Below are 18814 nucleotides of genomic sequence, written 5' to 3'. Positions count from 1 at the left end.
TCCCCCCGACGCCCACACCTTCCTCACTCTCCGTATCCGGCACCGTCCATGGTGCTCACCTCATGGGATCAACAAGTGGTATCGGCCTGACCGGTCGTGAGGTGATAGGTCGCCCGCCCGTCCAGGAGTAGCGGGATCAGATTCCGGGCCGACTGCCGCAGCGGTACGTACGCCCCATCACCGTCGGGCCGGGAGGTGACGCCGTGCAGGGCGAGTTCGTCCTTGACGTCGGCGAACTGGGCCCCGGTGAGCCGGTATCCGCACGGCGGGTCCTGGAGGACCTGGCCGTCTGCGGGCGTCTCGTTGTCGGCGCCGCCGAGATAGACGGGGCCGCGGTCCTTCGACCCGGCGGCACGGGATGCGGCGGTGGCGGCCTCGATCCGGCCGCGGCGTTCGCCGGTGAAGGCGAACAGGCCGTCGAGTGCGGCGAGTTGTGAGTGGACGCGGCGTCGGCTGTTGAGTGCCGGGTCGGCCTTCTCGGCGTCGGTGAGCGCGTCCACACGGGATTCGATGAGCAGGCCGACGGCGTGCTTGATGCCGGAGGTGTTGCGCAGGATGCGTTCCTGTCCGTCGCCCGCGGTCTGCTTGATCGGGTCGCCGGTGACCGGGTCGGTCCAGATGCCGTAGAGGCCGCTGCTGTAGCCGGCTTCCTTGGCGGTGGGCCGTACATAGCCTTCGGCGAGGGTGTGCGATTCGTCGTGCACCCGGTCGGAGGCGTTGAGGTTACGGGGCCACAGGACGAAGAGGTCCTTGTCGTAGTAGGGCGGGGTGGCTCCGTACTCGTGGAGGTCGTAGATCACATCGGGCTTCCGGTCACGGATGACCCCCGCCATGGCACGGGCCTCGGCGGTCTGCAGCGCGATGTGGTCGCGGTTGATGTCGACGCCGTCGGAGTTGCCGCGGGTGTCGGCGGCGCGTCCGTCGGGGTTGGCGGTGGGCAGGACGAGGACGGTGGTGCGGGAGAGGAAGGCCCGGGTCCAGCGGTCCCGGGCGTGGGCCAGATCGCGGATGGTCGTCAGACACGCTTCGCGGCCGGAGGGTTCGTTGCCGTGCTGGCTGCAGATCAGCAGCATCGTGTTCGCGGTGGGGCGGTGGCTGCCGATACGGACGAGCTGGAGCGGGCGGCCCTGTTTCGTCGTGCCGATCCGGTCGATGGAGACGCGGTCGCTGCCCCGGTCGACGGCTGCCAGGAAGGACTGTTCCTCGGGCTGGCCGGTCCAGCGGGCGCCGTTGCTGATCTCGAAACCGGTACGGGGCTCCAGGTGCGCGGCCTCGGCGGGCACGGTGACCAGGGGGACGGCCAGGACGGCGGCCGCAGCCGTCAGGAACAGGTTGCGGCCGACGGTCCGGTGCGCGGTCGGAGTACGGGGTGTCATGAGCGGCTGCCTCCCGGGATGCGATGGGCGGGACGCGGCGGTGCCACGCCCTCGAAGCGGTCTGCAAGGGGGGTGGCTGTCGCGGGCGCCGAGCCCGCGGTGGCGCGCACGAAGGCTCCGGCGCCGCCGACGAACGGCAGCTTCGCGGACGTACGGGCCAGGTCGAGGGCGATCGTGGGCATGGAGTCCGGCGGGTCGATGAGGTCGCGGTCGGTGCCTGCGACGATCAGGGCGAGCCGGTGTCCGGCCGGGACGACATGGTCGGTGGCCGCGAGGTCGATGGTGATCGTGTAGGCCCTGCCCGGGGTGAGCGGGCGGCCGTGTCCGGCGGTGGCGTAGGTGCCGAGGTCGGCCCAGCCGCGGCTGATAACGGTCCGGTCGACGTCGGCCGTGTCGGCCAGGGTCTCCTTGAAGCAGGAGCTGTCCCCGGTCGTGCTCGCGCCCCAGCAGGTGCGGTCGTCGAGGGTGGTGATGCCTTCTCCGGACGCGCCGTAGTCGCGGATGGTGTCGGGTCCGATGTCCACGAGGACCGCGGAGAGATGGGCGGTCGATGTGCTCGGGGTCGCGGTGACGGTCACCGAGGACGATCCGGCCAGCCGCAGGTCCCCGGTGAGCGGCGCGGTGCGGAATCCGGTCTTGGCGTCCGTGGTCCGGTCCAGGTCGGCGGCCCACTGTGTCTCGCTCTGCGCCGGATCGTCGGTGAACGTCTCGGTGGCGCCGGGGCGGGCGGGCTTCAGGGTGAGGGCGCCGACGCCGGGCGCGCTGCCGGCGGTGGGGCGCACGGTGGTGGTGTGCGTGGTGCGGGGCGGCCAGACCCGGTCGGTGGACCACTGGTCGGGGTGGCGTTCGATGTCGGCCATCGGTTCACGGTCGATGCCGTTGTCGTAGCCGAGGAGGTAGTGGTCGAACCAGCGGTGCAGCGTGTGGACCCACTCGGCGCGCCGGTAGTCGAACGGGTCGACGTGTCCGGTCTGCGAGAGCCAGATCTTGCGCTCCACGCCCTGCTCCGCGAGGGCGTCCCACCACTGGCCGAGGTGCTTGGTGCGGACGTTGAGGTCCTGCATGCCGTGTACGGCGAAGACGCTGGCCCGCACCTTGCGGGCGTCCTTCACGTAGTCTCGCTCGCTCCACAGCCTCGTCCAGTCGCCGGTGCGCGGCGCCTGGTCGATCAGTTTCTGCTGGACGGCGGCGCAGCGGTCGCGTGCCTCGGGGCTCTCGACGTAGCCGGAGAGCCAGTCGGGGCCGCTGTTGTAGAGGGGGGCGCCCTGGGCGAAGTAGTAGTCGTACCACGAGGAGATGGCGCCGATCGGCACGATGGTGCGCAGCCCGTCCACTCCGGTCGCCGCGACGCCGTTGGCGACGGTGCCGTCGTAGCTCTTGCCTATCATTCCGGTGCGGCCGTTGGACCAGCCCGCGGTGGCGCGGTCGCCTCCGGTGCGGGTGGTATAGCCGCGGGCGCGGCCGTTCAGCCAGTCGATGACGGCCTTCGCGGACTGGACATCGGAGCGGCCGCCGACGTCGACACAGCCGTCGGAGCGATTGGTACCGGCCAGATCTACAGCGACGAAGGCGTAGCCGCGCGGCACGAAGTAGTTGTCGTAGTGGAGGGGGAACCGAACGGGCCGGCCGTCGGCGTCGTACGTCTTGAGCTGGCTCTCGTTGCCGCGTCCGCAGCAGGCGTAGTACGGGCTGGCGTCCATGATCACGGGGATCTTCCGGCCCTGGTGGGCGGGTTCGCGCGGGCGGACGATGTCGACGGCGACGCGGTCGCTCCTCCCGTTTCCGTCGCCGTCAAGTCCGGTGTCGACCCAGACGGATTCGCGCACGGCGTTCTCGTACGAGTAGACGGGCCGGCTCTCCGGAGGCCCGGATTCCCGGGCGCCGCTCCCCGGGGGCCTCGCGGCGCCCTGTGCTCCTGCCGGTGAGAGCAGGACGGCCGTCAGGGCGGCGACTGCCGCCACCACCAGCGTTCTGTACGTCAAGCGGGTGCCCCGCACACGTGTCGCCATGGGCGGAAGGTACCCCGGTCAACTCCTGTGCGACAGGGGGCGATTGTCGATGAACGTGGCGTGCCCATGTCGTAACAGGGGTCGTGTGCCATGTCGGCCGAATGGCGATCGTGTGACAGCAGCGGCCATGGACACGACTGATGCGGCAGTCGCTGAATAGTGTCGACACGACGGTTCGAAAGATCATTCGCCCCGACGACCTCGGAGCATTCGTGCACCGCAGATTCATCGTCCCGAGCGCACTCGCGGCCTCCCTGCTGCCGGCCGATCCCGGCCTTGGCCGCCGAAGGCACCGTGGGCGCCCCGGGCATAGGCGACCCCTATTACCCGGCCAGCGGCAACGGCGGCTACGACGTGTCCCACTACGACCTGCGGCTGAAATACCGGCCCGCGACCGACCTGCAGGAGGGAACGGCGACGATCCTCGCCACGACGACCCAGCAACTCTCCCGTTTCGACCTCGACTTCGGGCTGGAGGTCTCCGAGGTGCGGGTGAACGGCAAGAAGGCCCGTTACGCAAGGAGCGGCGACCAGGAGCTGGAGATCACCCCGGCGGCAGCACTGGCGAAGGGCAAGGCCATATCAGTGGTCGTGGTCGTGCGGTACGCCGGGAAGCCCTCCGGGCTGAAGATCAACGGCTGGACCTCCTGGGCCCGCACCCCGGACGGCGCGGTGGCCGCGCAGGAGCCGGACTCGGCCGTGTGGTGGTTCCCCAGCAACGACCACCCGCTGGACAAGGCCACGTACGACATCTCGGTGTCCGTGCCGGACGGCATCCAGGCGATCAGCAACGGCGTGCTCCAGTCGCAGAGTTCCAAGCTCGGCTGGACCAGGTACAACTGGCGCTCCGGCAAGCCGCAGGCGACGTATCTGACGACGCTGGCGATCGGCAGGTTCGACATCACGACGGACACCACGTCGGACGGGCTGCCGGTCGTCAACGCGTACAGCAAGGACCTCGGCGCCAACGGCGGTGCGGCACGCGCCAGCATCGAGCGCACGACCGAGGTCGCCGAGTGGCTGACGGAGGTGTTCGGACCGTATCCCTTCGACGCGCTCGGCGGTTACTCCCCCAACGTGACCAGCGGGTTCGCGCTGGAGACCCAGACCAGGCCGTTCTACGGCCCGCGGCAGTTCGCGAACGGTGCGAACGTCTCGGTCGTCGTCCATGAGCTGGCGCACCAGTGGTACGGCGACAGTGTGTCCGTCAAGGGCTGGAAGGACATCTGGATCAACGAGGGCTTCGCCCGCTACAGCCAGTGGCTGTGGTCGGAGAAGGAGGGCGAGGGCACCGCGCAGGAGCTGGCCGACTACACCTACGCCCAGCATCCGGCGGACGACGCCTTCTGGACGGTGAAGCCGGGCGACCCCGGCCCCGACAACCAGTTCGACGCGGCCGTCTACGACCGGGGGGCGCTGGCGATCCAGGAGCTGCGCAACGAGGTGGGCGACGAGACGTTCTTCGAGATCCTGAAGGGCTGGCCGGCCGAGCACGCGTACGGGAACGCGAGCGTGGGGGACTTCGTGCGGTACGCGGAACGGGTCTCCGACAGGCCGCTCGCCGGGCTCTTCGACACCTGGCTGTTCCAGCCGACGCGGCCGCAGGAACCGGCGGCGGCCGGGGCGCGCTCGCTGCGCGCGACCGCGCAGCCCGCACGGCCCGCGTCGTGGAAGCAGATCGCGGCCACGAACACGATTCACGACCACCACTGACGGCTCCGCGGACCGGGTCCGGGCACCGTCGCTCCCTCTCCTCGGCGGGGCGACGGTGCCCGGCGGGCGGCCCGGAACGCCGGTTAGGCTGGTGGCGTCGGCGTTGTCCGGCCGGCCCCGGCCGATTCCGGGCCGATCCCGCGCGTACGAGGAGCGTCCCTTGTCCGGTCCGACCCCCGGTTCCCCTCGCGATGCCCGTCCCACGCTGGAGGCCGTGGCGGCCCTCGCCGGGGTATCGAGGGCCACGGCCTCCCGGGTGGTGAACGGCGGGGCGGGTGTGCGGCAGCCGCTCGTGGAGCAGGTGCGCAGGGCGGTGGACGAACTCGGTTACGTACCGAACCACGCCGCGCGGACCCTGGTCACCCGGCGCAACGGCGCGGTCGCCGTGATCATCGACGAGCCGGAGTTCCGGATCTTCTCCGACCCGTTCTTCTCCCAGCAGATCCGTGGCATCAGCCGTGAACTGAATGCATACGACGCCCAGTTGGTGCTGCTCCTGGTGGAGGGCAGCGGAGACTTCGACCGCGTCGCCCGCTATCTGGCCGGCGGCCATGTGGACGGCGTGCTGGCCTTCTCGCTGCACATGGACGACGAACTCCCCGCGATCATCCGCCGGTTCCGGGTGCCCACGGTCTACGGCGGACGCCCCGGCCGGCCGGGCGCCGCGTCCGAGCAGGCCGTCCCGTACGTCGACTGCGACAACCGGGGCGGCGCGGCCGAGGCCGTACGCCATCTCGTCTCCCTCGGCCGGCGGCGGATCGCGCACATCGCCGGACCGCGCGACCAGACCTCGGCGCTCGACCGGATCGACGGCTACCGCGACGTGCTGCCGGACGCCGATCCGGCGCTGCTCGTGGAGGGTGACTTCACCGTCGAGGGCGGCGCGCGGGCGATGACGCGACTCCTTGAGCAGGACCCCGGTCTCGACGCGGTCTTCGCCTCCAACGACCTGATGGCCTCGGGTGCGCTGCGGGTGCTGCGCGAGCACGGTCGCAGAGTGCCGCAGGAGGTGGCCCTGGTCGGCTTCGACGACATGGTGTCGATAGCCGAGGCCACCGATCCCCCGCTGACGACGGTCCGTCAGGATGTGGAGGGCATGGGCCGGTTGATGGTACGGATGCTGATGCGCCGACTGAACGGCGAGAGCGAGGGCGAGGAACTCGAATCGGTGATCACGCCGACCGAGCTGGTGCGCCGGGCCTCCGCCTGAGCCTCCCGTCGCCCCGGACGGCCTCGCGGTGCGCCGCCCGTGCCCTGCGCGCGTACGGCAGATAGCGCAGCCGCTCGGGCAGCACGGGCACGACACGCCGCACCACCGCGCACAGCCGCCGCAGCTTGCGCTCCTGCGCGTCCGTCCACTCCAGCCCGATGGCCGCCCGTGCGTCCGGCGGCGTCAGCCCGATGGTGACGAAACGGCGGAACCCGGCCAGCGGCGGAAACAGCACCGGCCACAGGGCCTTCAACAGCAGCCGGACCGGCAGCGGCCCACGGTCCGGTGGCGGTACGGGGCGATCGGTGGCGATCAGCTCCTCGACGACGACGGTCAGCTCGATCTCGTCGGCGAGCACCTTGCGGAAGTACGGCCAGAACTCCTCGATCGTCTGCGGCATGTCCCGGTCGTGGATGCCCAGAACCCGGCCGACCTGGAGCCACTCGCGGTACAGGGCCCGCTCCTGCGCGTCGGTGAGCGGGCGGACGAGATAGCGCGCGGCGTGCTGATAGACGGGAAATCCCGTGGCATGCACCCACGCGTAGTTCGCGGGCGACAACGCGTGGTAGCGGCGCCCCCGGGTGTCGGTGCCCTGGATGGTGCGGTGCAGCCTGCGGAGCCTGCGGCCCTCCTCGGCGGCTGCCTCACCCCCGTACACCCAGAGTTGGAGCGAGCGCAGTGAGCGCTCGCCGCGCCCCCACGGGTCCGTACGGAAGACGGAGTGTTCGTCGACGCCCGCACCGACCGCCGGGTGGGCGACCTGGAGGGTGAGGGCTGCGGGCAGCATCAGCAGGGCGCGGATGTCGCCGGAGAGGCTCCAGAGCACACCGCCGGGCGGAGGCGGGACGGGGCTGTCGCCTCTGGCTGCTTCGGTGCTCATGGGGTGCTCCCGGCGGTCGGCGGGGCGTGCGGCTCGGTGCCCGACCCTTGTGTGATCCAGTATGCAATCTGCGCGGTGCTGAAGGCGTTGTCGAGGACGAGTAGGACCACCGGGAACCGGAGGCGCCGTATGCCGCCCGGACCAGGGTGCCTGGGCTCCGCCTACGGCCGGGGGGTGTCGGGACACGAGCTGTCCGACTGCGTCATCGTCCATCCGTCCCCGAGCACATGGACGTTCGTGCGTGAGCGGAGGCGTGGCGCATTGGCGGGAGGAGCCGCAGGGGCGCCGTCCCGATTCGCGTCCGCGGGCAGTGCGGGAGACGGCAGAGTCACGTGAGCCACTGTGCACGCCAACTGCCGCATGGCCAGCCGGCTGAGAGGAGGGACACCTTTGGGGAGCTGGATGGAGACGGTGTGGTCGCGTTCGATCGTCACGTCCGGTGTATCCGCCAGGCGGGGCAGCTTTGAGGTGGCCGTCGCGGCCTCGCTCGTGGTCGGTCCGTCGAACAGCAGGCGCACGACGGTCACGAAGTCCTGAGGGTTGCCGATCTTGCGGGGATAAGGCGTCAGATCACCGTTGTGCAGGAAATAGAAGGGGATGACGGTCGGCACCTGGGGCTTCGCGCTGGGAGAGAACATGCCGCTCGCCGGTTCGCCGGCCTGGATGACGTCGGACGGGGGGACTCCGCACGCCGCCAGCGTGAGCGCGGCCGTGAGCCCGCCCAGCAGCGCCGCCACGCGCGAGCCCCTCACCAGGCGCTCCCAGTGACGTCGTCGGCGGCTGCGGAGTCGCGGTGCAGGGGGAGTTCGACCGTGAACGCCGCGCCGCCCCCGGGCGGATTCGCGGCACTGATGCGTCCTCCGTGCAGGTACACGTTCTCCGCCGTGATGGCCAGACCCAGCCCGCTGCTCTCACTTCTGGTCCGTGTGGTGCTCGCCTTGTAGAAGCGTTCGAAAATGTGCGGCATGGCTTCCTCGGCAATCCCCGGTCCATTGTCGGTCACCTCGATGACGGCCCACGCCACGTCCGCTCGCTCCTCCCGCACGCCCATGGTCAGCCGCACCGGCGGCGCACCGTGCCGCAGCGCGTTGCCGACCAGATTGGCCACCACCACGTCGAGTCGGCGCGGATCCACGCGCGTCCTGAGCACGCCCGGTCGGGGCAAGCGGGTCTCCACCTGGCCCACCCACCCCCGAGAAGCGAGCGTGTGCTGCATGAACTCGGCCAAGTCGATCTCGTCCAGGCTGAGTTCGGCCGCGCCCGCGTCGAAGCGGGAGATCTCCATCAGGTCGTTCACCAGCACGCTCAGCCGACTGGTTCCCTCACTGATGAGCTGCAACGCCTCGCCCGTCTCCTGGTCCAGGCGCAGCGCCTTGTCGTCCAGCATGTCGGTGACCGCCGACATCGCCGCCAGCGGCGTCCGGAGCTCATGAGAGACGTCCGCGACGAAGCGGCGCGCCCGGGCCTCCAGGCGGCGCAACTCCGAGACCGACTCCTCCAGTGCGGCCGCCGTGTGGTTGAAGGACCTTGAGAGGTCGGCCAGTTCGTCGGAGCCGTTGACGGCCAGCCGGACATCGAGGTGCCCCTCGGCCATCCGGCGCGTGGCCCGGCGCAACGCCCGTACGGGACGCAGGACGCCGCTCGCGGCCAGCAGCGCCAGAACGACGGCGAGGCACAGTGCCACCAGGGTGGCGTGCTCGATGGCGCTGACCATCGCTTCGACGTAGGCCTGTTCGGTGTTCTGCGGCACCACCAGGTACATCACGAGCCCCGAGAGCTCGGACTTCGTACCCTCGCCGCTGTTGTACGTGACCGGCATTCCGACGACGAGGTAGGGACGCCCGTCGGCGTTCACCCGCTGGAACACCGCGGCACGTGCGGTTTCCACGGACAGGCGAAGTTGCAGGCTCAGCTTGTTGGAGACGTCCGTCGACGTGTAGGCGCGGAGGCCTTCGTACGTGGCCATCACCTGCCACCCTTGTGCCTGGTTGGCGCGGAGCACCTGGTTCACCGCCACCTGCAAGTCCGACTGGCTCGGCGCCAGGGGAGTGTAAACAGCCACGGCGTCGACGCTGGTCCGGAACTGCCGGATAACAGCGTCCTGGCTCTGCTGCAGCACCCCCGTGCGCGCCTCCCGGAAGGCGAGGGCTCCGGTGCTCAGGGCACTGACCACGGCCACCAGGGCGAAGGCCGCCACCAGGCGGGAGCGCAGACCTCGCAGCGCAAGCGGTGCCTGCGCCAGGACCGCCCGAAGAAACCGCGTCGGCCTGGAACCCTGCCCGGCCGCGACGGCCTCGCGTTCCCGTACGCCTATTCGTGTCCGCACGGATCCCTGGCTGCTCACTGGATACCGAAGCGGTAACCGAAGCCGCGAACGGTCTGGATGTACCGGGGGTCGCCGCCCAGCTCACCGAGCTTGCCACGCAGTCGCTTCACACAGGCGTCCACGAGTCGTATGTCGCCGTGGTAGCTGTGCTCCCAGACCGCTTCCAGCAGCTGCTGGCGGCTGAACACCTGTCGCGGCGAGGCCGACAGGGTCAGCAGCAGCCGAAGCTCGGAGGGAGCGAGCGCGATGGGTTCACCACGGTGTGTCACCACGAGTCCGGCCCGGTCGATGACCAGCTCGCCGTGCGACTCCGCCCTGGGGCGGACGGCACTGGAGACCGACGCGTCCTGTCTGCGCAGTACGGCCCGTATTCGCGCGTCGAGCACCCGGGCCTGCACGGGCTTGACCACATAGTCGTCCGCGCCGGCCTCCAGGCCGACGACCACGTCGATGTCGTCCCCCTTGGCGGTCACCATGATGATCGGCACCTGGTCGCGATCCCTTATCCGTCGGCATACATCGAGGCCGGACATGCCGGGCAGCATGAGGTCGAGCACGACGACGTCCGGGTGGAAAAGGCGGAGTTGTTCCAGTCCCTCTTCACCCGTTCCGGCGGCGAACACGTCATGCCCCTGATGTCGCAGCGCCAGTTGGACGGCCCTACGGACATCTGGGTCATCTTCGACAATGAGGACTCGCGGCATTTTGACAGTATGCACAGATCGTGTTCGGTGACCGTCCCGGGAGAGGGCCCCCTCGGGGGCTGTTACAGAAGGATCACAACGGACAGGGATGCGCGGGCGGCTTCCGGCGGCACACCGCCGGGCGGACAATCCTGTCGAACCGGCCGGCCGAGACGGACCCGCCTGGCGGCAGTCCGGTCCGAAGCGGCGAAAGTCACCGGAAAATCGCCCGTTACCCTTTCGTGACCGTCTGAACCAATGGCGATCATCTGACGTGCCCAGTCTGGGCTGCCATGCATTCGGCACAAGAGCGGGAATCCGCACCGACGACCGGCAGCGCCGCTGACTCCCACCGGGGCGGCAGTCAGCACCGGTCGCACCGCCGTCGGCACCGTCCGCGCCGCCGGGGCCGGAGTTATCTGGTCGGCGCGCTGGTGGCCGCCGGTCTGCTCAGCTCCGCGGCGTTCTTCCTGGACGGCGCACGAAGCGACGCGTCGAGCGCCACGCCGCACCCGCGGAGCACGGTGCACATCACCACCACTCCCACGCCCACTCCGACCCCGACACCGAGCCCCACCAAGATCGACGTCCCCGAGACAGGCCCCGGCACGTTCGTCACGGCTCAGGCCAGTGGCGCGAAGGTCGGTCACGGTTCGCGTCCGCTCCGCTACGTGGTGGATGTCGAGACCGGGCTGGACATCTCACCGAACCAAGCAGCGAACGAGATCGCCGACATACTTGCCGCTCCCCGGGGCTGGACCCACAACGATGCCTACTCGTTCCAGTTGGTGAGCGCGGGGCAGCCCTACGACCTCAAAGTGAGGATCGCGACAGCGGGAACGGCGGACGCCCTGTGCTGGACGGGCATCCACCAGGACACCAAAGGTGAATACAACTGCGAGATTTCCGGCGGGGTGGTGGTGAACCTCAAGCGCTGGGTCATGGGCTCACCCACGTTCGACGGTCCGATCCACGACTACCGGGCGCTGATCATCAACCACGAGATGGGGCACTTCCTGGGCCACTCGCACATGGCCTGCGGGGGCCCCGGGCAACCGGCCCCGGTCATGATGCAGCAGATCAAGGGTCTGCACGGATGCATCGCCAACGCCTGGCCCTATGACAAGAACGGTGACTTCGTCTCCGGGCCGCACGTGCAGTGAACCGGCGGCGACCGGCCGTCCCCCTGATCGTCGCTCAACTGCCCACCCCGCAACCACGCGGCCCGACGGCCTCCATAAGAAACCTTTCCAAGACTTCACGATTAGGGCATTTGATCAGTGAGTGAACCAACACGAGAATGTGCGGATGCTCGGCAGCAGGTCGAAGCCGAGGAGCGCGCCGAGACCCTGGACACGGCGGAGACCAAACAGAGCGTCGCCGGCCGGCGGGATACCGGCCCCGGTACCTGGCGCGCGGGCATTCGCCGGGCGATGAGCGCCGCCTCCCGGCCGGGGCCGTGGAGGCGCGGCCGGGCGCTCGCGGCGCCGGCGCTGCTGCTGGGCCTGTTCATGCTGCTGCACACCGAGATCCCGAACCGGATCCGGACTCTCGGCAGCCTGGTGGAGACCTTCCTGCCGTGGTTCGGCCTGTTCATCCCGGTGCTGTTGGCCGGGGCGCTCTGGCGCCGCTCCGCCTCCGCGGTGGCCGCGCTGCTGCTGCCGGTCATCGTGTGGCTGAACCTCTTCGGCGGGCTGCTCAGCGACAAGTCCCACCCGGGCGGCGACCTCACCGTGGTCAGCCACAACGTCGGCGCCGGCAACCCCGACCCGGCCGGCACCGCCCGCGACCTGGCCGCCTCCGGTGCGGACGTGCTGGCCCTGGAGGAGCTGACCCAGCAGGCCAGGGGCACGTACGAGAAGGAGCTGGCGAAGGCGTACCCGCACCACACGGTGCTGGGCACAATCGGGCTGTGGAGCAAGCTGCCGCTGTCGGACACCCGGACGGTCGACATCAAGCAGGACGTCGGGCCGCGGGCGGACACCAAGTCGGCCGAGGACAAGCTGCCCTACAACCGGGCGCTGCGCACCACGGTGGCCACGGACAAGGGGCCGCTGGCGGTGTACGTGGCCCACCTGGGGTCCGTACGCGTGAACCCCAGGGAGGGCTTCTCGACGGGCCATCGGGACAGGAACGCGCAGGCGCTCGGCGAGGCCGTAGCCGCCGAGAAGAACGAGCGGGTGGTACTGCTCGGCGACCTGAACGGCACCATGGACGACCGCGCGTTCACCGGCATCACCTCGCAGCTGCGCTCGGTTCAGGACGCGGCCGGGGACGGTTTCGGCTTCACCTGGCCGGCGCCCTTCCCGGTGGCGCGGATCGACCAGATCCTGGTCCGCGGCGTGGAGCCGAAGAGCTCGTGGCTGCTGCCGGCCACCGGCAGCGACCACCGGCCGGTGGCGGCCGGAATCAGCTGGTGAACACCGCGTAGGGGCTCCGATTCCGTCCCGGCATCCGGGACATCGGCACCACCGAGGATGACGACCAAGGTCACCGCCTTCTCCGGGTCAGCGACGACGCTGGTGCTCGCGCTCCTCGGCCCCGGACATGCCCCTGGGCGCGCTGGTCGCCGCGCTCGCCACCGCGGCATCCTCATCACGGCGGACGTCTCATCCATTCCCGGTGGCGAAGTCGTACACCGTCACCGGTATGCCCCGCCGCCGCAGCCTCTGCTCTATCAGCGGCTCGATGCGGGACCACTTGCCGCCCGCCAGCCCGCAGCCGATCCGCGGCATGTGGACCGAGGCCCCCAGCTCGACGGCCCGGTCGGCCACGGCCCCCAAGGCCGTGTCGATCGCCTCGTAGCGCACCGGCACCCCCTTGCTGCCCGTGCGCATCCCCCGCTGGCCCACCATGTTCGCCACCCAGAGGTACGGGCTCACCTGGACGAACTGGACCGCGCCCAGGGCGAAGTCGTTGTCCGCACGATTCCGGTGCCAGTGGCGGTAGGCCGTCTCCGGTTCGGGCCAGCGGCGTGAGACGGCCAGGACGAAGCCCTTGCCCCAGCCGCCCAGGTCGTTGCAGACATGCGCGATCAGCTTGACGCCCTTGCCCTGTGGGGCGGTGGCATCCCCCCGTACGTAAGTGATCTCCGACATGAACCCAGCGTAGGCGCCACCACCGACAGCGCTGCCGGGACCGTGCTCGGATGCCGCCGGAGACTTTCACAACAGTGGTGAGACAGCAATACTGTTGGACCTGATTGGTGCAGACGCAGCAGTTCGCCGCTGGGTCGTGACGCGAGGAGCAGCCATGGCGACCGGGACCGAGGACCCGACGCTCACCGTCGACGAGCTGGCGGCGCGTGCCGGTGTCACCGTACGCACCGTTCGTTTCTACAGCACCCGGGGTCTGCTGCCGCCGCCGGTGATCGGGCCGCGTCGCGTCGGGCACTACGGGCACGAGCATCTGTCCCGGCTCGCGCTCATCGAGGAGCTTCAGCACCAGGGGATGACGCTGGCGGCGATCGAACGCTATCTGGAGCAGCTGCCGCCGGATCTGAGCGCGCACGATCTGGCGATCCACCGGGCGCTGGTGGCGTCCTGGGCGCCGGATTCGGCGGAGGACGCGACGCGGGGGGAGCTGGAGCGACGTGCGGGCCGGGCGCTGACCGAGCAGGACATAGCGCGGCTGGCCGCGATGGGGGTGCTGGAGCGGGCGGAGCCGGCTGACGGCACCTACCGGGTGGATCCGGGCCTGCTGCGGCTCGGGGTCGAGCTGCTGGGCGTACCGATCGCGCACGAGACGATCCTGGCCGCGCGCACGGTGCTGCTGGAGCACTCCCGGTCCGCCGCGCAGGAGCTGACCCGGCTGTTCCGGGACGAGGTCTGGGGGCCGTACCGGGAGCGGGAGTCCGATCCGGAGCATGTGGCGGCGATGAAGTCGCTGTCGGCCCATATGCAGCCAATGGTGCTGCAGGCACTGGTGACCGCGTTCCAGCGGTCGTTGAAGGAGGAGCTGCGGGCCGCGTTCACGGCACAGTGAACGCCGCCCGCGGGCTGCCCGTCAGTCGTGGAAGGTCTCGCCCTTCTCGGCCTTCTCCAGGAGCAGCGGGGGCGGCAGGAAGCGGTCGCCGTACTTCTCGGCGAGCTCCCGGGCGCGGGCCACGAAGCCGGGCAGGCCGCCCTCGTACCCGTTGATGTACTGGAGCACGCCGCCGGTCCACGGCGGGAAGCCGATGCCCATGATGGAGCCGATGTTGGCGTCGGCGACGGAGACGAGGACGTTCTCCTCCAGGCAGCGGACGCTGTCCAGGGCCTCGGAGAACAGCATCCGTTCCTTCATGTCGATGAAGGGGAGGTCGGTGTCGGCCTTCGTGAAGTGCTCGCGCAGCCCCGGCCACAGGCGGGTGCGCTTGCCCGCCTCGTCGTACTCGTAGAAGCCCGCGCCGCCGCTGCGTCCGGTACGTCCGAACTCGTCGACCATCCGGTCGATGACCGCGTCCGCGGGGTGCCCGGCCCAGGTGCCGCCCGCCTCCTCGACCGCGCGCTTCGTCTCGTTGCGGATCTTACGGGGCAGGGTGAGGGTCAGCTCGTCCATCAGGGAGAGCACCTTGGCCGGGTAGCCGGACTGTGCCGCGGCCTGCTCGACCGACGCCGGCTCGGCGCCCTCGCCGATCATGGCGACGCCCTCGTTGATGAACTGGCCGATGACACGCGAGGTGAAGAAGCCGCGGGAGTCGTTGACGACGATCGGCGTCTTCTTGATCCGGCGGACCAGGTCGAAGGCGCGGGCCAGGGCCTCGTCGCCCGTCTTCTCACCCTTGATGATCTCGACCAGCGGCATCTTGTCCACAGGTGAGAAGAAGTGCAGCCCGATGAAGTCCGCGGGGCGTGCGACTCCTTCGGCGAGGACCGTGATGGGCAGGGTCGAGGTGTTGGAGCAGAGCAGGGCGTCCGGCTCGATGATGTCCTGGATCTCCTGGAACACCTTGTGCTTGAGCGCGGTGTCCTCGAAGACCGCCTCGATGACGGCGTCGCAGCCCGCCAGGTCGGCCGGGTCGCCGGTCGGGGTGATGCGGGCCAGCAGCTCTTCGCGCTTCGCCTCGGTGGTACGGCCGCGCGAGAGCGCCTTGTCGAGGAGCTTCTCGCTGTACGCCTTGCCCTTGGCGGCCGCCTCCGTGGAGACGTCCTTGAGGACGACGTCGATGCCGGCGCGGGCACAGGAGTACGCGATGCCCGCGCCCATCATCCCGGCGCCGAGGACGGCGATCTTCGTGACCTGGCGCTCCTCGATGCCCTTGGGGCGGCTGGCGCCGGAGTTGACGGCCTGGAGGTCGAAGAAGAACGCCTGGATCATGTTCTTCGCGACCTGGCCGGTGACCAGCTCGGTGAAGTACCTGGCCTCGATGGTGAGCGCGGTCTCGAAGTCGACCTGCGAGCCCTCGACGGCGGCGGCCAGGATGTTACGGGGTGCGGGCATCGGGGCGCCTGCGAGCTGTTTCTTCAGGTTGGCCGGGAAGGCGGGCAGGTTCGCGGCGAACTTGGGGTGGGACGGAGTGCCGCCGGGGATCCTGTAGCCCTTGACGTCCCAGGGCTGCTGGGACTCGGGGTGGGCGTCGATGAAGGCGCGGGCCTTGTCGAGCATCTCTTCGGGCGTGGCCGCGACCTCGTGGACGAGGCCGTTCTCCAGCGCGCGCTGCGGGGTGTACTGGGTGCCCTGGAGGAGGACCTTGAGCAGCGCGTCGGCGATGCCCATGAGGCGTACGGTGCGGGTGACGCCGCCGCCCGCGGGCAGCAGGCCGAGGGTGACCTCGGGCAGGCCGATGCGGGAGCCGGGGGCGTCGAGGGCGATGCGGTGGTGCGCGGCGAGCGCGATCTCGTAACCACCGCCGAGCGCCGCACCGTTGATGGCGGCGACGACGGGGATGCCGAGGGTCTCGATGCGGCGCAGCGAGTTCTTGATGGCGGTGCCGGTGTCGAAGGCCTGCTGGGCGTTCTCGGGACCGACCCTGATCATGTCCTTGAGGTCGCCGCCCGCGAAGAAGGTCTTCTTCGCGGAGGTGTAGATGATGCCGCGGATGGAGTCCTTCTCGGCCTCGGCGCGGTCGGCGATGGCCGCGATGGAGTCCTTGAATGCCTGGTTCATCGTGTTGGCGGACTGGTTGGGGTCGTCGAGTACGAGGGTGACGACGCCGGTCTCGTCCTGTTCCCAGCGGATGGTCGTGCTCTCGGTCATTGCTGTGTTCTCCGTAAGCAAGGGGTGGCTGGGGACGGTCAGAGACGCTCGATGACGGTGGCGATGCCCATGCCGCCGCCGACGCAGAGGGTGGCGAGGCCGTACCGCTGGTCCCGGCGCTCCAGTTCGTCGATGAGCGTGCCGAGGATCATCGCGCCGGTGGCGCCGAGCGGGTGGCCGAGCGCGATGGCGCCGCCGTTGACGTTGATCTTGTCGAGGGAGAGCCCCATGTCCCTGGCGAAGCGCAGCACGACACCGGCGAACGCCTCGTTGATCTCGACGAGGTCGATGTCGTCGATGGTCAGTCCGGCCTTGGCGAGGGCCTTGCGGGTGGCGGGCGCGGGGCCGGTCAGCATGATGGTGGGCTCCGAGCCGGAGACGGCGGCGGAGACGATCCGGGCGCGCGGCGTGAGTCCGTACCGCTCGCCGATCTCCTGGTTGCCGATCGCGACGAGCGCGGCGCCGTCGACGATGCCGGAGGAGTTGCCCGCGTGGTGGACGTGGTCGATCTTCTCGACCCAGTGGTACTTCTGCAGCGCCACCGCGTCGAAGCCGCCCATCTCGCCGATCGTGGCGAACGACGGCTTGAGCGCGGCGAGCGTGTCGGCGGTGGTGCCGGGGCGCATGTGCTCGTCGTGGTCGAGGACGACGAGGCCGTTGCGGTCCTTCACGGGGACGACGGAGCGCGCGAAGCGGCCGTCCTTCCATGCCTCGGCGGCGCGTTCCTGGGAGAGTGCGGCGAACTCGTCGACATCGCGGCGGGAGAAGCCCTCGATGGTGGCGATGAGGTCGGCGCCGATGCCCTGCGGGGCGAAGCCGGTGTCGAAGTTGGTCATCGGGTCCATCGCCCAGGCGCCGCCGTCGGAACCCATCGGCACCCGGGACATCGACTCGACGCCGCCCGCGAGGATGAGGTCCTCCCAGCCCGAACGGACCTTGGCAGCAGCCAGATTGACGGCTTCCAGGCCCGACGCGCAGAAGCGGTTCTCCTGGACGCCCGCCACCGAGTCCGGCAGGCCGGCCGCGATGGCGGCGATCCGGGCGATGTCGGAGCCCTGGTCGCCGAGCGGGCTGACCACGCCGAGGACGATGTCGTCGATGGCCGCCGGGTCCAGGCCGGGGAAGCGGCTGCGGATTTCGTGGATGAGGCCGACGACGAGGTCGATCGGCTTGGTGCCGTGCAGGGCGCCATTGGCCTTGCCACGGCCGCGCGGGGTGCGGATCGCGTCGTAGACAAACGCTTCGGTACTCAAGACAGCAGCCTTTCGAGGGTGGTTGTGCGTCGGGGTCAGGCGAGCAGCGAGCGCCCGATGATCTCCTTCATGATCTCGGTCGTGCCGCCGTAGATGGTCTGGATGCGGCCGTCGGTGAACGCCTTCGCCACCGGGTACTCCGTCATGTAGCCGTAGCCGCCGTGGAGTTGGAGGCAGCGGTCGGCTACGCGCTTTTGCAGTTCGGTGGCCCACCACTTGGCCATCGAGGCGTGTACGGCGTCGAGCTTCCCGTCCGAGTGGTCGACGATGCACCGGTCGATGAAGGTGCGGGTGACGGCGCACTCGGTGGCCATCTCGGCGATCTCGAACCGGATGTGCTGGAGCTTGGAGAGCGACCGTCCGAAGGCCTCGCGCTCCTTGACATACTGCGTGGTGATCTCCAGCAGATGTTCGGCGGCGGCGATTCCGGCGACAGCTATGCCCAGCCGTTCCTGCGCCAGGTTGGTCATCAGATGGATGAACGCGCCGTCGCGCTCACCGAGCAGGTTCTCCTTGGGGACGCGGACGTCGTTGAAGAACAACTCGGCGGTGTCCTGGGACTTCTGGCCGATCTTGTCGAGGTTGCGGCCCCGCTCGAAGCCCTCCGTGCCGCGTTCGACGACGATCAGCGAGAGCCCCTTCGCACCGCCCTCCGGGGTGGTCTTGGCGACGACGACCACCAGGTCGGCGAGGATGCCGTTGGAGATGAACGTCTTGGAGCCGCCCAGCAGCCAGTGGTCGCCCTTGTCCTCGGCGGTGGTGCGGATGCCCTGGAGGTCGGAGCCCGCGCCGGGTTCGGTCATCGCGATGGCGGTGACGATCTCGCCGCTGCAGAAGCCGGGCAGCCAGCGCCGCTTCTGCTCCTCGGTGGCGAGGCCGGTGAGGTAGGGGCCGATGATGTCATTGTGCAGGCCGAGGGCGAGCCCGGGGGCGCCGGCCCGGGTGAACTCCTCGGAGAGGACGGCGCTGTAACGGTAGTCGGGGGTGCCACCGCCGCCGTACTCCTCGGGGACGGCGAGGCCGAGCAGCCCCTGCCGGCCGGCCGCGAGCCAGACCTCGCGCGAGACGATGCCGTCCTTCTCCCACTGCTCGTAGTGCGGGAGGACCTCCTTGGTGAGGAAGGTGCGGACGGTCTCGCGGAACGCGTCGTGGTCTTCGCTGAAGATCTGCCGCTGCACTGCAAGCCT

14 protein-coding genes and 1 pseudogene are annotated in these 18814 nt (G+C 69.8%); 5 read left to right on the top strand and 10 right to left on the bottom strand.

Annotation, left to right across the window (positions count from 1 at the left end; all coding sequences use genetic code 11):
• Positions 1-68: 68 nt before the first annotated feature.
• Both OG507_RS36785 and OG507_RS36780 read right to left on the bottom strand, forming a co-directional pair.
• Positions 69-1376 (bottom strand): M14 family metallopeptidase, encoded by a 1308-nt coding sequence (locus OG507_RS36785; protein ID WP_327371426.1) that lies wholly within the window; start codon positions 1374-1376, stop codon positions 69-71.
• Positions 1373-3385, bottom strand: coding sequence for a Xaa-Pro dipeptidyl-peptidase (locus tag OG507_RS36780; protein WP_327371425.1), 2013 nt, complete (start codon positions 3383-3385; stop codon positions 1373-1375). The genes OG507_RS36785 and OG507_RS36780 overlap by 4 nt, the downstream gene beginning before the upstream one ends.
• 212 nt (positions 3386-3597) lie before the next feature.
• Between OG507_RS36780 and OG507_RS36775 the strand changes: the two are divergent.
• A pseudogene (locus tag OG507_RS36775) lies at positions 3598-5098 on the top strand (M1 family metallopeptidase).
• Between the two features lie 160 nt (positions 5099-5258).
• Positions 5259-6308: a LacI family DNA-binding transcriptional regulator gene (locus OG507_RS36770; RefSeq protein WP_327371424.1), complete on the top strand. Its 1050-nt coding sequence runs from the start codon at positions 5259-5261 to the stop codon at positions 6306-6308.
• On the opposite strand, the gene OG507_RS36765 is transcribed toward OG507_RS36770, so the two are convergent.
• The 4 genes from OG507_RS36765 to OG507_RS36750 all read right to left on the bottom strand — a co-directional run bounded on the left by OG507_RS36765 (position 6271) and on the right by OG507_RS36750 (position 10218).
• Positions 6271-7188 (bottom strand): oxygenase MpaB family protein, encoded by a 918-nt coding sequence (locus tag OG507_RS36765; RefSeq protein ID WP_327371423.1) that lies wholly within the window; start codon positions 7186-7188, stop codon positions 6271-6273. The genes OG507_RS36770 and OG507_RS36765 overlap by 38 nt on opposite strands.
• A gap of 161 nt (positions 7189-7349) precedes the next feature.
• Positions 7350-7940, bottom strand: a complete 591-nt coding sequence (locus OG507_RS36760) for a hypothetical protein (protein ID WP_327371422.1) — start codon at positions 7938-7940, stop codon at positions 7350-7352.
• A complete protein-coding gene (locus OG507_RS36755) occupies positions 7937-9514 on the bottom strand; it encodes an ATP-binding protein (protein ID WP_442811074.1) in 1578 nt (525 codons plus the stop codon). The genes OG507_RS36760 and OG507_RS36755 overlap by 4 nt, the downstream gene beginning before the upstream one ends.
• Positions 9515-9528: 14 nt before the next feature.
• The gene (locus OG507_RS36750; protein WP_327371421.1) at positions 9529-10218 is read right to left on the bottom strand and encodes a response regulator transcription factor; all 690 of its coding nucleotides are present in this window, start codon (positions 10216-10218) and stop codon (positions 9529-9531) included.
• 272 nt (positions 10219-10490) lie between these two features.
• Between OG507_RS36750 and OG507_RS36745 the strand changes: the two genes are divergently transcribed.
• On the top strand, positions 10491-11360 hold the full coding sequence (locus tag OG507_RS36745; protein ID WP_327371420.1) for a DUF3152 domain-containing protein: 870 nt from the start codon (positions 10491-10493) through the stop codon (positions 11358-11360).
• A 270-nt stretch (positions 11361-11630) separates the two neighbouring features.
• A complete protein-coding gene (locus OG507_RS36740) occupies positions 11631-12617 on the top strand; it encodes an endonuclease/exonuclease/phosphatase family protein (protein WP_327372224.1) in 987 nt (328 codons plus the stop codon).
• 189 nt (positions 12618-12806) lie between these two features.
• On the opposite strand, the gene OG507_RS36735 is transcribed toward OG507_RS36740, so the two are convergent.
• The gene (locus OG507_RS36735) at positions 12807-13295 is read right to left on the bottom strand and encodes a macro domain-containing protein (protein WP_327371419.1); all 489 of its coding nucleotides are present in this window, start codon (positions 13293-13295) and stop codon (positions 12807-12809) included.
• A gap of 154 nt (positions 13296-13449) precedes the next feature.
• On the opposite strand from OG507_RS36735, the gene OG507_RS36730 reads away from it, so the two are divergent.
• Positions 13450-14181 carry a MerR family transcriptional regulator gene (locus OG507_RS36730; RefSeq protein ID WP_327371418.1) on the top strand — a complete coding sequence of 244 codons (732 nt, stop codon included), beginning with the start codon at positions 13450-13452 and terminating at the stop codon, positions 14179-14181.
• Between the two features lie 21 nt (positions 14182-14202).
• Here the strand turns inward: OG507_RS36730 and OG507_RS36725 are convergent, their stop codons facing one another.
• The 3 genes from OG507_RS36725 to OG507_RS36715 are packed head-to-tail and all read right to left on the bottom strand — an operon-like array spanning position 14203 to position 18805.
• Positions 14203-16374 carry a 3-hydroxyacyl-CoA dehydrogenase NAD-binding domain-containing protein gene (locus OG507_RS36725; RefSeq protein WP_327371417.1) on the bottom strand — a complete coding sequence of 724 codons (2172 nt, stop codon included), beginning with the start codon at positions 16372-16374 and terminating at the stop codon, positions 14203-14205.
• 38 nt (positions 16375-16412) lie between these two features.
• Entirely contained in the window at positions 16413-17627 is a 1215-nt protein-coding gene (locus OG507_RS36720) for an acetyl-CoA C-acetyltransferase (RefSeq protein ID WP_327371416.1), read from the bottom strand.
• A gap of 35 nt (positions 17628-17662) precedes the next feature.
• Positions 17663-18805: an acyl-CoA dehydrogenase family protein gene (locus tag OG507_RS36715; protein WP_327371415.1), complete on the bottom strand. Its 1143-nt coding sequence runs from the start codon at positions 18803-18805 to the stop codon at positions 17663-17665.
• Between the last annotated feature and the right edge of the window lie 9 nt (positions 18806-18814).

The organism is Streptomyces sp. NBC_01217 (assembly GCF_035994185.1).
Lineage (GTDB): Bacteria > Actinomycetota > Actinomycetes > Streptomycetales > Streptomycetaceae > Streptomyces.
This window is presented reverse-complemented; position numbering and strand designations above follow the sequence as displayed.